This is a genomic window from Candidatus Alcyoniella australis (genome assembly GCA_030765605.1).
GTDB classification, from domain to species: Bacteria; Lernaellota; Lernaellaia; order JAVCCG01; family Alcyoniellaceae; genus Alcyoniella; species Alcyoniella australis.
Window position 1 is genome coordinate 1 of sequence record JAVCCG010000125.1, and the last position, 15,089, is coordinate 15,089.

Sequence of the window (15,089 nt, forward strand, 5' to 3'; positions counted from 1 at the left end):
GATTGGAACACCGTGAAGCTCAGCGGCACGCCCTACATCACGGCCCAAGCCTACGGCCACGACGAGAGCCTGGCGATCGTGCTAATCAACAAGGACCCGCTGAACAACACCGAGGCTGCGATATCGCTCTTAGGCGTCCCGGACGACGGCCAGACGCGGATGATCTACGCCGGCGAGATCACCGGCGACACCATCGACGCGCACAACGAACGCTACCCCGAGCTGCCCAACGCCGACCCGGCCGTAATCTACGATGGCCTGCATTATATCGGCGACCTGGAGGGCTCGGACCTGACATATCTGCTCAAGCCGCGATCGATCACCGGACTGTTGGTGACAACCAGCGCGCTGCCCGATGATGACGACGACGACGATGATGACGACGACGATGACGACGATGATTTCGATCAAGACAGCGGCGACGGAGACGATGGCTGCTGCGCCTGTTCCCTCTAGCCTGGGCCATTACAGGCGAACTAGTTCGATGAACCAGAGTTGAGTTGCTATCGGCGGCACATATAACAACGGGCCGCTGATTTTTTTATCGTGTTGACGATCTCCCTTGCCCTGTTCGCGGCCCTGGCCGCCGCGCTGTGGTTGATCGGCGCCGGAGCGGCGCGCCTGATTGACCGGAAGGCCGATCAACGTCTGGACCGCGTGGAGTTGCTGGTGCTGGCCGGGCCGCTGGGAGCCTACCTGGCGGCCTGGTTGCTGTTCGTCGGCCTGGGACTCGGGTTGTTCGAATTCTCCGGCGGTCTGGCGCGCTTTACGATCTGCGCATCGGCCGTGCTGCTCGGCGGCTGGTTCGTCGGCGGCCTGTCGCGCTCGCACCGATCTTGGGCCCTGGTCGCGGCCTGGCGCGGACTGCCGCGCTGGGGCCGGCTGATCGCACTGCTGCTCGCGGCCTTTGTCTTTGGCCAGGTCGCGCGTACGCTATGCGAGCCGCTGGCCGGCTGGGATGCCCAAATGTACCGCCTGCCCTACAGCCATGTGGTGTTCGCCACAGGCCGGCTGCCGCAGTTCGCCAGCCCCAGCAGCAACGACTGCTTCGCCTATCCGCCGGCGCCGATGCTGCTCTACGCTTTGGGATGGGGGTGGGTCGGCAGGGTTGACCTGCTGCTGCCCAAGCTGTTCAACATCGCCTTTGGCCTGGGCGCGTTGGCCTGGGTCTACTTGCTGCTGCGGCGCACTTTCGAGCGCGGCCGTGGCCCGGCGCTGCTCGGCGCAATACTGTGCGCCGTGTTCCTGCCGATCCGTTGGCCCGCCGAGGGCTCGGACTGGATGCTCGCCTACTGGTCGCTGGCCGCGCTGTACTTCGTCCTGCGCCAAAGCGGTCCCAGCGTACTCTGGGCCGGAATCTGCTCGGGCCTGGCGATCATGACCAAGCATCACGGGCTGATCTCCCTGGCCTGCCTCGCGCCGCTGTTGCTGCTGCTCCCCGGCCCGTACTTGCGCCGTCTGGGCCGTGCGGCCGCGCTGGCCGCAATCGCCCTGGCCGTGGCCGTGCCGTGGATGCTACGCAACTGGCTACTTTGGCAAAATCCGCTCTACCCCGCAGCCCTGCCGCTGCTCGGCGGCGCGTTTGACAATCATTGGGTGCAACAAAACGTCTGGAGCGTCTGGCAGCAGCCGCACCTGGGTTATCGTGCGGGATACGCCGCGTTCTGCTTTATCCGTCGCGGCATGCTCTTGCCGCTGGTCGGCGCGCCGTTTGTGATCGCCGCATTGCCGCGTCTGCGAGTGCGCGTCGTTGCGCTGTGGGTCTACCTGCTGATCGGCCTGGGACTGCTGCTGACCCTGGGCATCACACCCGCCGGAGGCGGACTGCGACTGTTCGGCGCGGCCTGGGCCGCGGCAATAGTGTTGCTGGTGCTGGTGGTCGAGCTGCTCGATCGCCAGGGCAGAGGCCGGATGCTCAAGCTGGCAATGGGCGGCGCGTTGCTGATTACACTGTTCGCCCTGGGCCGCGACGTGCTGCTGACGATCCTCGATTCGAGCGAGGCCCACCGGCTGTGGGACCGTACGGACAGCCACGTTCCCAGTCTGCCCGAGATCGTCACTCACTATTTCTGGCCGCTGGCCGTGCTGCTGCTGTGGATCGGACGCCGTCGAATTGCCCGACTGCCGCAACCCGGCGCGATCTTGGTCGCGACGCTGCTGGTGGCCGGCTGGCCGCAGCTGGCAGCCTGGCCCGCGGTGAGCGCTTACCAACTGCTGCGCGGCCAAGCCGCACAGATCGACTGGCAGCACACCCGGCCCTGGGAACCGTACGGCCGCTGGGTACAGGAGAACCTGCCGCATGACGCGGTGCTGCTGACCTTCAACACCCAACGCTGGGTCGTGCCGCGTACGATCCTCAGCGCGGACAGTCCGCTGCTGCGCCACGCCTACGACCCGGGGACATCGGAAAAAGAGCTGCTCGATCTGCTGGCGCAACTGGGCGTGACCCACGTGGTGCAAAACGACCACAATCAGGCAGGCCATCCCCTGGACCACAGCCCCGCACTGTGGCCGATGGTTGAAGCGCAACAGATCTTCAAGCCGGTCTACAGCGTGAATGGCGTGACGATCCTCGAGGTGCGCTACAATCCGCAACAGCGCATTGTGCTCGAATCGGACATCGAACGACCCTGGCTCTGGGACCACGCGACCTTCGGCCCGCTGGCGCCCCGCGACGGTTCGCCCGGTGCTGACAACGCAACCTATTGAATAATTTTAAATTTTTTGTCTACCTGGCTGACCCGTGGTGACCAGCGGAACTGTCACATATCCCTGACAATCGCCTCATTGTTGCAGTAAATAGGTTCAAATTTTTTGTCGTTTTCTAGCTAACGTCTTGATATATTAGCCAAATTAAATTTGAGCCGCCTTTGTCTCTCAGGCCGACACTTTTGACGTTCAGTGCTGTGCAAGGCAATATTATTGGGCTGCCTTGGGGGATGATTTGGGGAAAGCCAGCCAAACAAAGCTGCAAAAGCAGCCGTTGATAAACGTGGTCAACCCCGGTGGCCCTGATGTGACCGCCAGAAGGTTGTGTGAGCTATATGCTATGATAACAGGAGTTTAAAGATGTTGGCGCAAGCAATCATGTCGGGCCGTCGTACTGGTTTTGGCCAAAAAAAATGGGCCGCGTTTTTCACGGCCCACAAGAGGGAGACTTTCTATTAAACAGGTCAAAGAGCCGGTTTAAGGGCTCTGGTGTTTATGGGGTTACCGGACGGACCACTCGACCAGTCCTCATCTTGTAACAAGGTGGTGACCGATCTTACCACTATGGAGACACCCGCCTTCCACTCAGCTTATTTTTTTTCCTAGCTGCGGACCGTCCGGTTGAACTCATGTTTTCAAAAGAGCTTCGGGCCCTTGCCTTCAAGGCCCCCCATGCGGCTGGCTTTATTTGCCTAACTACACGGTTTCTTTAGATTGTATCCTGTACCGGCCGCTGCTGCCGAATCCTTAATCTGCCGAATCCTACGCGGCCGGCCAGGTTGATCTCTCTTGTTTTCAATTATCATGACAACATTTACTATTGTTGTCTTCGATCACTGCTATAGATTATAGCAAAGTACGTGCCGTTCACTGAACGACGTTCATTGAAGAAAAGAGCAGGCCCTGCCAAGCCTGCCCCAGGCCGATGCGCGAAATAAAATCCGCGGGTTGATAACAAGTGTTGACCCATTGGACGACGCCAAGCCCGCCTTTCAAGGCGTGGTGAAAAGCGCTGCTCAGGGTCGACCTGAGCAATCCCGGCCTTGAGGCTGGAAGTTGAAGGTTGACAAAAAAGCCTATTGGGATATTTTTCATTTGGATCCACCCGTACGGAACTTACCATCAGCCTTCACTTCCATTCTTGATCGGGGTAAGCGATGAGTGACCTGCTCGAGCGTGCGGCAAAGGTAATTGCTCCGACCCTGGGCATGGATACCGACTTGGTTGCGCTGTCCAGCGACGGGGTCGAGGTTCGTTGTGACAACGGCAAGACCTACTATGATTTCGCCAGTGGCACGGCGGTGCTCAACATCGGCCACGGCCCGGCCAAGGTCAAGCAGGCGGCCAAGCGTCAGATCGACCAGTTCATCCATTCGGGCTGCGTGTTCCACTACGAGTCGCTGGTGCGGCTGGCAGAGCTGCTGGCCGAGGTCACGCCGCAGGGCATCGGCAAGTTCTTCTTCTCCAACTCCGGCGCGGAGGCGGTAGAGGGCTGCCTGAAGCTGGCGCGCTACGTCACCGGGCGACCGGGGATCGTCAGCTTCACCGGCGCGTTTCACGGCCGAACCCTGGGCGCGGCCAGCGTGACAACCTCGTCGGTCAAGTACCGCACGCGCTACGGTCCGCTGCTGCCCGAGGTCTACCAGGTGCCGTTCCCCTACTGCTATCGCTGCCCCTACGGATTGCAGCGCGAAAGCTGCGGACTGCAGTGCTTCGAGGCGCTGCTGCAATTCCAAAAGCACGTGCTCGCGCCCTCCGAGACCGCGGCGTTCTTAATCGAGCCGCAGCAGGGGGAGGGCGGCTACGTGCCGTGCGACCCGGAGTTTATGACCCGACTGCGCGAACTGTGCGACGAGCAGCAGGTGCTGCTGATCTTCGACGAGGTGCAAACCGGGTTCGGCCGCACCTGTAAATGGTTCTGCGCCGAGCACTACGGCGTGACCCCGGACGCGATGGCGATCGCCAAGGGCATCGCCGGCGGGTTCCCGCTCTCGGCCGTGGCCGCGCGGCCCGAGCTGATGGACCGCTGGTCGCGCGGTGCCCACGGCACAACCTTCGGCGGCAGCCCCGTGAGCTGCGCCGCGGGCGTGGCCTTGATCGAGACGATCCGCGAGCAGAATCTGCTGGAGCAGGGGATGAAAAAGGCCGAGCACGTGCGCCAACGCCTGGCGCAGATGCAGGCCGAGCTGCCGCTGATCGGCGATGTGCGCGGCTGGGGAATGATGATCGGCATCGAGCTGGTGCAGCCCGGCGGCAAGCAGCCCAACCCCGAGGCGCTGAACAAGGTGCTGGCCGACGCGCTGGAGCAAAACTTCGTGATGATCAGCTGCGGCCCGTCGGGCAACGTGATCCGCTACATCCCGCCGCTGGTGGCTCCACTGGAACTGATCGATCGTTCACTGGACATCATCGAGCACAGCCTAAGGAAGCAAAGCTGAGTATGGAACGCATCCGCATTTTGATCGCTGGAGCCGGTGGCCGCGACTTTCACAACTTCAACACGGTTTTTCGCGACAACGAGATATACGAGGTCGTGGCCTTTACCGCCACGCAGATCCCGGACATCCAGGACCGCACCTATCCGCCGCAGCTCGCGGGTCGGCTATACCCCGAGGGGATCGCGATTCACGACGAGTCGCAGCTCGAGCGGCTGATCGCCGAGCTGCACGTGGACCAGGTGATCTTCTCCTACTCCGATGTGAGCCACGACTACGTGATGTCGTTGGGCAATCGCGTTATCGCGGCCGGCGCCGACTTCCGCGTGCTCAGCGCGCGCGCGACCATGCTGCGCTCGCAAAAGCCGATGATCACGGTCTGCGCCGTGCGCACCGGCTGCGGTAAAAGCCAGACCACGCGGCGGATCATCGAGCTGCTGCTCGAGGCGGGCAAGCGCGTGGTGGCAATCCGCCACCCGATGCCCTACGGCGATTTGGCGCGTCAACGGGTCCAGCGCTTCGCTAAAATGGCCGACTTCGACGAGCACCAGTGCACGATCGAGGAGCGCGAGGAGTACGAGCCGCACATCCAACGCGGCAACGTGGTCTACGCCGGAGTGGACTACGGCGCGATCCTGGCCCAGGCCGAGGCCGAGGCCGACGTGATCGTCTGGGACGGCGGCAACAACGACCTGCCGTTCTACGTGCCCGACCTCGAGATCGTGGTCGCAGACCCACACCGCGTGGGGCACGAACTGCACTACACGCCGGGCACGGCCAACCTGATCCGCGCCGACGTGGTGATCATCAACAAGGTCGATACCGCTAACCGCGCCGACGTCGAGCAGCTGCGCAAGAACATCGCCGCGGTCAATCCCACAGCCAAGGTGATCGAGGCGGCCAGCCCGCTGAGCGTGGTCTCCCAAGGCGGCGAGCAGCGCGCCGTCGAGCTGATCCAGGGCAAGCGCGTGCTGGTGGTCGAGGACGGCCCGACCCTGACCCACGGCGAGATGGGTTTCGGCGTGGGCGTTGTCGCCGCGCGCAAGTTCGGCGCGGCGCAGCTGGTCGATCCTCGGCCCTATGCCGTGGGGCGCGTCGCCGAGACCTTCGAGAAGTACACGCGCATCAAGGATCTGCTGCCCGCCGTGGGCTACGGCGACGAGCAGGTCGCGGACCTGCAGCGCACGATCAATGAAACGCCGTGCGATGTGGTGTTAATCGGCACGCCGATCGACCTGCGACGACTGGTCAGAATCGACAAGCCCACGGTGCGCGTGACCTACGAGCTACAGGTCCAGGGCAAGCCGGACCTCGGCGATCTGCTGCGCGAATACAAGCTGATCTAGGCACCTTTGAGGTGCCCGCAATGTTCGCGTAGTACGCCGGTCGTAATGCTATGACCCATGTCGCGGAGATCATCGTAGAGCAACGTGCCTGGTCCGCTCGCGTGCCATGCGGGCACCTCAAAGGTGCTCGCCGTTGAAGTAGGCGTACCACAGGCCGCTTGGGGTGTTGTACGACACGCGGGCATTGCTCTGTGTATCGAGCACGAACGAGCATTGCTGCACGTCGCCGCCGTCGTAGATCGTCGAAATACGCCACACGCCTTCGTCGTAAAAGGCGTACATCAGGTTTCCCGCGTCAATGAAAACCACGTGCGGCTTGTCGCAGCACACGTCGAGCTCGATGCCGCACGGTGCGCCGTCGGCCTCGACGATTATGCTTTGGACCCAGTCGCCCGAGGCATTGGTGGCGTAGCGCAGTTCGGCCGCCTTGCCCGATGTGGAGTAGACCACGTGGGCCTTGCCGCCCGAATCGAAACCGAGCTGCGGCTTGCCCTCGTCCGTTGAGATCTCGGAGCTGTTCCAGGTCGAGCCGTCGTTGTACAGGTAGTCCAGGCCGCTCATGATGTAGGAATAGACGATGCCCGGGCGACCCGCGCCGGTCAAGGCCAGGTCGAACTCCGGGGTGGATACGCCGACGACCAGCTGTCCGCCGGACCACGGGCCCGAGTCGTTGCTCTTGAAGTAAATGCCGTAGTACCCGCCGCCGAGTTTGGTCGAGTAGGCGATCGACGCGTGCCCCGTGGTGTTGACCGCGATCTGCGTGTCCCAGCCCAACGAGTCGATCGAGGTATTGGCCCAGGTTCCCGAGGCGTCGGTGAGGTACCCGACCTCGCTGAAGTCCGTGGCCCCGTTGACCCAGGAGATGTGCAGCTGCTCGCCGTAGACGTCCAGCGAGGTGCCGAAGGCCGCGGCCACCGCGGTGATCTGTTCGTTGTCAAAGGCCTTGGCGCCGGGCCAGGCATGATGCAACGTGGCGTCGCTGTTGTGTAGATAGCTGATCTGGGGCTTGTCCGCGTAGTTAAGCGCGATGCAGTTCTCATCGCCGTAGTCTCCAGCCACGACCTGCTCGATCTCAAGGAATTCCTCGTCATCGTCGTCGTCGTCGATGTCGTCATCGTCGCCACTGTCATCATCGATGTCGTCGTCGTCATCGATATCATCGTCGTCGTTGTCGAGATCATCGTCGTCGTCGTCGAGGTCGTCGTCATCTTGGCTGTCGTCATCGTCGTTTGATGAACAGGCGGCGACCAAGGCGAACGCGACGATCAGCAAGATTATCAGGGCGCTCAAACGGTAGCCAAGCATTGGGCAAGCCTCCGTCGGGATCTGATCATTTCCAGAGCGGTTCCGTTTTACCGACGAATCCTCATGAACAACCCGGGCTAGAACTCTTTGAACACGCCGATGCCGGCGGTCCATTTCTCATAGCCGGATTTGGGAGGATCACCAAGGTTGAGGTAGGCAGCCTGCCACTTCAGGCCCCAGGTACGGCCGATCCAGTGGCTGTGGCTCAGGTTGATCTCCCAGGTATCCTGGCGAACCTCCTGGCGGTCGGCCACGTTGGTCGCGGTGTAAGCCTGGGCTGCGAAGGTCGTGCCCAGGAAGATCCAGAACAAGCCCTCGGAACCAACGCCGAGGGTCACGCCGTGGCTCCAGGACTCGACCGCGCCGGGGTTGGATTCGTTACGCGTCAGCCGGTAGTCGGCAATGAAGTACGGCAGGTAGAGCGTGGGTCCGGCGGCCACGTACCAGTCGTGGTGGTCGTCCCAATACTGGATGTGTCCGGCCCCGAGGGTAAAGGTCAGCGGCAGTGATCCCAGGATGAAGGTGAAGTCGTGATCCACGCGCCACATCGGCGTGAACAGCGACTCGGTGCCCGTACCCAGGGCGGTGTAGGTCGAGAGGTAGCGGAACCAATTGACGTAGGCGCCGACCGTACCGGTGACCGCCTCGCCCTCGAGCTCGCGGGTGTGCATGCCCAGTTGGGCAAACGGCGTGATCCGCGGATGGACCCGGAAATAGCCGGTGAGGTAGGCCGAGTACCAGTCGCCGTAGTCGTCGTTGGGCGTCAGGTGTTCCCAGACGAAGTCTGCGTCGCCGCGGTAACTCAACCCCTCGCGCAGCTTGGCGCGTTCTTCGGCGGTGTCGGCGCAAAACGCCGGAGCGGCCACCAGCAGCAGGCAGGTCAAAATGCACAGCGCGGCAAGAGTAGTTCTACAAGCCAACCATCTTCTCCCGGGTCATGTTAACCACGACCTGCTGCAGGATGTCCATCTGGTATCCCTGCTCCGGATCGTAGCGCGAGATAAATTCGTTCCAGATATAGCGGGCGCGCTCCGAGTCGGGCTCGATCAATCCGTAGAGGATCACGAAGATCTGGGCGAAGGCGTCGGGGTAGAACGTGCCCCAGCTCGAACGGTGGATCGCGCCATCGTCAACCGCCCACAGATAGAGTTGGTCCTGCTGGACGTCGAGCTTGGTCTCGATACCATGCTTGAGGGCCAGCCGCGCCTGCTCGTAGTAGTCGGTGTCGGGCCAGCCCAGCGCCTCGCACAGCTTGATGAACGCCCCCAGCCCGCCGTAGTTCTCGCAGTTGTCCATCAGATATTTTTGGCTCTGCTCGGGGATGGCGCGCGCCAAGCCGTCGGATTCCTGCAGGTGCAATATCAGATAGGCGATGTCGAGAATCTTGAAGTGGTTGGCGTCGAGCAGCTCGCGCTTGCCCGTGCGCTGGTAGTACTCCCAGAGCAGAATCAAGAACGTGCCGGCGTAGGCGTCGACCGAGTCGTAGGTGTTGTTGGCCACCTGGTGGCCATTGCGGTAGATCGTGTAGTCGTAAATGCTGCCGGTCAGACCGTTCTTGTCCGGGTAGTTCAGGTTGTTGAAGTACCAGTCGATGTAGCTCTCGACTCCCGAGTAATCCAGGTCGTGGCGCAGGGCGTAGATCGAGAACAGGTTGATCGCATAGGGCTCGACAAAGTAGACGTCGATGTCGATCGGGCGAAAGAACTCGAGCACCCGCAACGCCGGGTGTCGTTGGCTCGTGCAACTGCTCAGGGCGGCCATCATCAATAGACTACAGACGGTTAAGGTTAAGAACCTTTTCATTGCCCTGGTCCTCGATGACGGCATAGTAGTATTGCTGGTCCTCTAGGATGCGCAGTCCGTCACCGACGGGCCTGGCGTATTGCCCTCGCGGTATCGCCACGGTGATCTGCTCGAGTCCCTCTGGATTGTTCAGTCGTACTTCCATCCCGCGGTCCGCGATGTTGAAGCTGTAATCGGTCTTGTAAAAGCGCAACAGAAAACGGGCAAACGTTGTGATCGACTTGACCTGAATCCGCCCCTCGTCGATCAGACCTTCGACCTCGGAGAAGAAGCTGACGAACTCCGGGCCGTACAGGTGGCCGTTGTATGTCTCGAACAGGTTGTAGGGGTGCGAGTAGATCAACCGGATGCAGCGGTTGCTCATCGTGAACTGCGCGGTCTGTTCAAGCCACTGCCTCACCTGAGATTCCGACGCGTCGTCTTTGATGCCGAACTCCTCGAGCGAGGCGCTGGTGCCCATCGGCATCACCGGAAAGGCCAGGACCCGCTCGCTTACCATCTTGCCGTCGTAGAAGCTGCGGTTGGGGGCCGAGCCGGTATCGCCGGTGTAGTAGTAGCCCACGTAGTTGTTGCGCTCGAGAATCTGGGTTGCCAGCGGCTGCGGGTGCACGCCCACGGGCGCGGAATATTCGACGATCGGGTAGTTGACGATGTTTTCCAGACACAGCGAATTGCGGTTGATGTTCTCCTCGATCTCCTTCTCGCCGAAAACACCGCGGTCGATGGAAAAGGCAAACCAGTTGTGTCCCCAACCGCCGTGGGAACCGATGGCCCCATGCTTGGCCAGCTCGCGCACGAACTCCAGCCCGCCGCCATCGGCCTCGAACCCCTGGGCGTCGCCCGGCTCGTCGAGGAAATCGCCGGCGGTGATGTGGATCGAGTACTCCATGTTGGGCCGCAGATAGCCCTTTTCAAACAGGATCGGCATGTAATCCCACTCGATGTTGGAGTCCACGTGCCAGTTGATCACCAGCCCGCCGATGCCGTCGGGAACGCTGAGCAGGTGCGGAATGTGTACCTCGTCGAACAGGAAGGTGCGCAGCATTGCGCGCAACGGCAGGTCGTCGCCGTAGGCCTTGACGTAGCCCAGCGGCAGATTGACCCACATCGCCAGCCCTTTACCGAAACGGTTGAGCGTCACGGCCGGACAACTGCGTCCATTGTCGAACACCGAGTCCGCCAGCACTTCGATGCCCTGGGAAAATGGGGTCAGCTTGGAGCTGATCGCATTATACATCAGCCGACCGTAACCGTATCCGACCATGTACTGTTCTTCGTCGACCTTGCCCAGCGGAATCTGGCAGCGATCGCGCCCCAGCTCTCCGCGGAAGCGGATGTGGGCCAGGCCGAAGGCATCGTCGCGCAACTCGTCGTAATTCAGATAATCGACCCCGGCAAGCCGCATGGTCAGCGGGTTGTTGCGGAAATCGCCGGAGTAGGTCCGGGTGCCGGCGTCGAAGGCCAAGAACACCGAGCCCCCGGCTTCTGTGTAGCGTTCAAGCCACGGCTCAAAGGCGTTGACCATGCTCTGGCACGCGCCGTCGGGAAAGATGATCGCCGGCACGTGTTCGGGCAGCTCGACCGGGTTGAGGCTGAGCAGCATATTCAATTCGAGGCGTTCGAACGGCACGCCCTCCTCGAGCAACACGCTGGAATAAGCATCGAGCACGTAGCCGTACTGTTCAACGCTCTTGGAGTTGTAGGCTAATACAACGCGTAGGTCGGCGCGATCGGAGATCTGGTTGATCTCCGTGATCGTGCGCATGCCCAGGATCACCACGGCCACGCAGGCGATAATGATCAGACTTATGAAGACTCTTCGCATCGGACTATTCCCTTACCCTCGGTGAGCACGTAGCCGTGCGCGGCCACGTTTTTGCCCAGGGTGATCGCTTTCTTGCCGATAACCGACTTGATCGTTCCCGCCGCGCCCATGCGCGCTCCCTCCTCGGCGACCACGGATTCTTGCGAGAACACGTGTCCGAGCACTTCAGCGCCCTGGCAGAGCTTGATCGGTCCTTCGGCAAATAGGTCGCCGAGCACCACCGTACCCTTGCCGACTTCGATAAAACCGTAAGCCCGCGCCGAACCGCGCATCATTACCTTCTCGCCAAAAGCCAGGTCGCCGCGCACGATCAGGTCGTGGTCGATATCAGCCGCGGAGGCGATGGAGATATCGCCGTCGAGCACTGTGGCCACGTCCTTGATCGTCTTGATGTTCATTGGATCGATCCGCTCGCGCTGGGGAGATCGAGTCTCGAGGTGCGGCTCGCTGTTGTGGTAGTCCGGCGTTGTGATCTTGTAGCCGTAGAGCCTGCGGAAGACGATTTTGTCCCCCAGGTGGATCTCGTTGAGGCTCGAGCAGCTGATTCCTAAAACGCAGCCCTCGCCGATCTGGACCTGCTGCTCGCAATCGGCCCAGCGCGAGATTCGGCAGTTCGCGCCCAGCTCGAGCCGGCCGTCGCAGGCAATCGCCCGCAGCCGGCTCTCCGGACCGACCGTCGCGTCGCCCGTGACATAGATGTCCTTCTCGAAATTGATCTTCTCTTTGGCGACCAGATCGCCGGGCACGTACATCGCGTGCTCGATCTGCTCGCCCGCCGGAACGTGCTTGGAACGGCTGACCTCGACCAGCTCCTCCTTGGACATGCGGACCTTTTGCATGCCCTCTTCGTTGATCCGCTCGCCCAGCGCTTTGACGAAAATCCGGCGCGCCGATTTGCCAAGGTAGCGCGGATCCTTGCTGTAGCTCATCTTGACCGGCAGCGGGTACTCGTCGCGCGGATTGAGCACCTCGATCATACCCGAGATAAAGGGCAGGATCGTCATCAGCGAAAATACCAAAATCACCAGCAGCGGATAGTACGGTCGGCGCAACGAGGGGTCGACCGATCGATCGACGAAGCCCTCGATCTCGACCTGTTCGGTCTGTTCGGTCGGCTCCAGCGGCTCGCCGAGCATATCGGTCTGGTCGGATGCCGGTTCCGGCAGAGGCTCGGCCGTTGCCTCGGGTTGCGCCGTGGGCTGAGCCGCAACGGATTCGGCGGTCGGCTGCGGCTCCGGGGCCTGGCCCTCCTGGGCCCAGGCCGCACAGCACAGCGCGATGCTCAGCGCCAGCGCCAGCACCAGCAACAGTGCGCCGGATCGGCTCACGACTCGTCCACCTTTCTGAAACGCTTGGTCTTGGTCCACTCGGCCTCACGGCCGCGCAAGCGGTCGCCCAGCGCTTCGAAAAATCCTACCGTCGTATTCCAGATGTTGAGCAGGAAATAGAACAGCAGGAACGGCAGCAGCCGGATGCGGTAAGTCACGCCGTCGAGCAGCGAGGCCGTGCCGATCTGGTAGAACGGCGCGAAATTGCCGAAGGTGTTGTAGCCGGCCACGAACAGAAAGACGATCAGGCTCTCGAGGATCTGCATCTCGCCTAGGAAGAACAACGTCACCGAGTCCAGAATGCCGGTGAACAGGAACACCGGAATCGTGTAAATCGACAGCAGCATAAATCCGTCGAACTTCTCCCCGCGCGACAGGTGCTTGGAGCGCAGTAGGCCACCCATGTGTTTGAACATCGCCTGGTTGTGTCCGCGCGACCAGCGTCTGATCTGCCGCGCACGCACCTCCCAGGTCTGGGGCGCCTCTTCGTAGCACTCGACGCGGTTGGCGTAGACCACCTTCCAGCCGTTGATGAACAGGCGGAAGGTCAGGTCGGTGTCCTCGGCCAGCACCGAGGTGTCGAAGCCGCCGAAGGCCATGGCCAGCTCGCGTCTGAACCCGCCGACCGTGCCGCCGTATTGCGGGATCAGCCGCAGGTTATGCCGCGCCTGCTGGTCGACCTGATAGCCGCCGCTACGCTCTAGGTCGAGCAACCGGGTCAGCAGATTGACCTTGGTGTTGATCGGAATCACGCGGCCCATCACCGCGCCGACCTCGGGATCCTTGAACGAGATCGCCAGATCGCGCAGCGTGCCTTTATTGGGCAGGTAATCGGCGTCAAAGACCAGCATGATCTCGCCGGTGGCTATCGGCAGCACGTCGTTGAGCGCCGCGGGGTTGCCGCGCTTGCCCTCTTTGCGGTGCATCGGCTTGACGCATTTGTGCTTGGCCGCCAGCTCGTTGAGCACCTGCTCGGTGCGATCGGTCGAGTGGTCGTTGATCGGGATGATCTCCATCCGGTCGATCGGGTAGTCGCAGCGCAGCAGCGAGTTGATCACCTGGCGCGCCACGCGCTCCTCATCGTGCATCGGGATCAGCACCGAAATCCTGGGCAGATCCGAATCGACGATGTCCTGATAATACAGCCGCTGCTCGCCCATCACGCGGTTGACCGTAAAGGTATAGTGCCGCACCGCGTAGGCGACCATCAGGATCACCACCAGGATCATGTACAGCTTGAGGATCAGAACAACCAACGCCAAATCTCCTGATGACGCTGCAGCCTGTTCGCCATCACGCTGACGTAGATCGAGTAGATCCCGACCACGTAGACAAAGTCGAACAACGGTCCGAAGGTGAAGAACATCGCCGCCATGTAGAGCACGGAAGACTTGTACATCACATACAGGAACGCCGCGTAGCGCACCGCTCCGAAGGCGATGGAGTAGATTACGGTTAGAACCACAATCGACAGTTTCTCAAGAATATGTGCCGGAAGCGGTGTCAGGGCGATCGCCAGAATCAGCGGAATCAACAGCCACATCCCGAGCTGGGTTCCCATATACAACGATGAGAACAGCACTATGTCGTAGGGGAACAGTTCCGGAATCAGCGTGAAAAAGGCCGAGGAGACCGTATTGATCAACGCGACGAACACTACCCAAACCATCAGCGGCCGCGGGATGATCCGCAGCCTGGGCAGCAACGCCACCACTAAAACCGAGACGCCGAAGTTGATCAAGGCAAACTGGCGCGAGGGGTAAACCACGGCCATATCAAGCAGATAAACATCGCGAAACACGTATGGCAGAAACGGCCAGGTCTCGATCTGGGTGTAGACTCCGCAGCGCAGCAGGATCTCGCGAACCACCCCGACGAAAGAACGCATCAGACGGAAATAGAAGACCGCGATCACCAGGTCGATCGGGATAACCAAGATCAAAAATTTTAGCAGGTTGCTCAAGCGCGTGCGCGCCAGCTTCTTATAAGCGCGATGATAGAATATCTGGTCTTTCATCGGAGACATGCCGGCGACCTCATCGGCAGCTTAATCCAGTCCCCACAGACGTTATGTCCCAGGTTGCCGACCTTGAGGCTTGGAGTCCTCAAGTCGGAGGAAAAGCACAGATAAACGATGCTATCATTCCTCCTGTGAACAATGCCGGTCGAATCAAGCAAAGGACACTCTCCCCGTTGCATTAAAGTCGTTCTCTAAGATGCATTGAGGCATTACAATGGCAACATCAGCCTTGGTTTTCTGTAATGATTCAGTTAACAGCGGAAGGATAGACAGATGAAGCCTATTATTTCAAGCCTTTTCTTGCTGTTTATTCTCGCC

Annotated in this window: 12 protein-coding genes; 4 read left to right on the plus strand and 8 right to left on the minus strand. The window is 61.0% G+C overall.

Annotation, left to right across the window (positions count from 1 at the left end; all coding sequences use genetic code 11):
* Both P9M14_15360 and P9M14_15365 read left to right on the plus strand, forming a co-directional pair.
* A partial coding sequence (locus tag P9M14_15360) for a hypothetical protein (GenBank protein ID MDP8257124.1) occupies positions 1-456 on the plus strand: 456 nt, incomplete at its 5' end.
* 90 nt (positions 457-546) lie between these two features.
* Positions 547-2,709, plus strand: a complete 2,163-nt coding sequence (locus P9M14_15365) for a hypothetical protein (GenBank protein ID MDP8257125.1) — start codon at positions 547-549, stop codon at positions 2,707-2,709.
* Positions 2,710-3,576: 867 nt separating this feature from the next.
* Here the strand turns inward: P9M14_15365 and P9M14_15370 are convergent.
* Positions 3,577-3,804 (minus strand): hypothetical protein, encoded by a 228-nt coding sequence (locus P9M14_15370; protein ID MDP8257126.1) that lies wholly within the window; start codon positions 3,802-3,804, stop codon positions 3,577-3,579.
* A 62-nt stretch (positions 3,805-3,866) separates the two neighbouring features.
* Between P9M14_15370 and P9M14_15375 the strand changes: the two genes are divergently transcribed.
* On the plus strand, positions 3,867-5,147 hold the full coding sequence (locus P9M14_15375) for an aminotransferase class III-fold pyridoxal phosphate-dependent enzyme (protein ID MDP8257127.1): 1,281 nt from the start codon (positions 3,867-3,869) through the stop codon (positions 5,145-5,147).
* 2 nt (positions 5,148-5,149) lie between these two features.
* Positions 5,150-6,490 carry a cyclic 2,3-diphosphoglycerate synthase gene (locus tag P9M14_15380; protein MDP8257128.1) on the plus strand — a complete coding sequence of 447 codons (1,341 nt, stop codon included), beginning with the start codon at positions 5,150-5,152 and terminating at the stop codon, positions 6,488-6,490.
* Positions 6,491-6,607: 117 nt separating this feature from the next.
* Here P9M14_15380 and P9M14_15385 read toward each other — a convergent pair whose 3' ends face one another.
* The 7 genes from P9M14_15385 to P9M14_15415 form a co-directional block, all read right to left on the minus strand.
* Entirely contained in the window at positions 6,608-7,795 is a 1,188-nt protein-coding gene (locus P9M14_15385) for a hypothetical protein (protein MDP8257129.1), read from the minus strand.
* A 77-nt stretch (positions 7,796-7,872) separates the two neighbouring features.
* Positions 7,873-8,715, minus strand: coding sequence for a YaiO family outer membrane beta-barrel protein (locus P9M14_15390; GenBank protein MDP8257130.1), 843 nt, complete (start codon positions 8,713-8,715; stop codon positions 7,873-7,875).
* Entirely contained in the window at positions 8,705-9,559 is an 855-nt protein-coding gene (locus P9M14_15395) for a hypothetical protein (GenBank protein ID MDP8257131.1), read from the minus strand. The genes P9M14_15390 and P9M14_15395 overlap by 11 nt, the downstream gene beginning before the upstream one ends.
* 7 nt (positions 9,560-9,566) lie before the next feature.
* Positions 9,567-11,423 carry a hypothetical protein gene (locus P9M14_15400; GenBank protein ID MDP8257132.1) on the minus strand — a complete coding sequence of 619 codons (1,857 nt, stop codon included), beginning with the start codon at positions 11,421-11,423 and terminating at the stop codon, positions 9,567-9,569.
* The gene (locus P9M14_15405) at positions 11,405-12,751 is read right to left on the minus strand and encodes a hypothetical protein (GenBank protein MDP8257133.1); all 1,347 of its coding nucleotides are present in this window, start codon (positions 12,749-12,751) and stop codon (positions 11,405-11,407) included. The genes P9M14_15400 and P9M14_15405 overlap by 19 nt, the downstream gene beginning before the upstream one ends.
* Complete coding sequence (locus P9M14_15410) at positions 12,748-14,007, minus strand: glycosyltransferase (GenBank protein MDP8257134.1); 1,260 nt, start codon at positions 14,005-14,007, stop codon at positions 12,748-12,750. The genes P9M14_15405 and P9M14_15410 overlap by 4 nt, the downstream gene beginning before the upstream one ends.
* The gene (locus P9M14_15415; GenBank protein MDP8257135.1) at positions 13,995-14,768 is read right to left on the minus strand and encodes a hypothetical protein; all 774 of its coding nucleotides are present in this window, start codon (positions 14,766-14,768) and stop codon (positions 13,995-13,997) included. Before P9M14_15415 ends, P9M14_15410 begins: the two co-directional genes overlap by 13 nt.
* Positions 14,769-15,089 lie beyond the last annotated feature (321 nt).

Coding starts and splice junctions, on each gene's coding strand:
- P9M14_15370 (MDP8257126.1), bottom strand. CDS start 3,804: ATGAAAAATATCCCAATAGGCTTTTTTGTCAACCTTCAACTTCCAGCC.
- P9M14_15375 (MDP8257127.1), top strand. CDS start 3,867: ATGAGTGACCTGCTCGAGCGTGCGGCAAAGGTAATTGCTCCGACCCTG.
- P9M14_15380 (MDP8257128.1), top strand. CDS start 5,150: ATGGAACGCATCCGCATTTTGATCGCTGGAGCCGGTGGCCGCGACTTT.
- P9M14_15385 (MDP8257129.1), bottom strand. CDS start 7,795: ATGCTTGGCTACCGTTTGAGCGCCCTGATAATCTTGCTGATCGTCGCG.
- P9M14_15395 (MDP8257131.1), bottom strand. CDS start 9,559: ATGATGGCCGCCCTGAGCAGTTGCACGAGCCAACGACACCCGGCGTTG.
- P9M14_15400 (MDP8257132.1), bottom strand. CDS start 11,423: ATGCGAAGAGTCTTCATAAGTCTGATCATTATCGCCTGCGTGGCCGTG.
- P9M14_15415 (MDP8257135.1), bottom strand. CDS start 14,768: ATGAAAGACCAGATATTCTATCATCGCGCTTATAAGAAGCTGGCGCGC.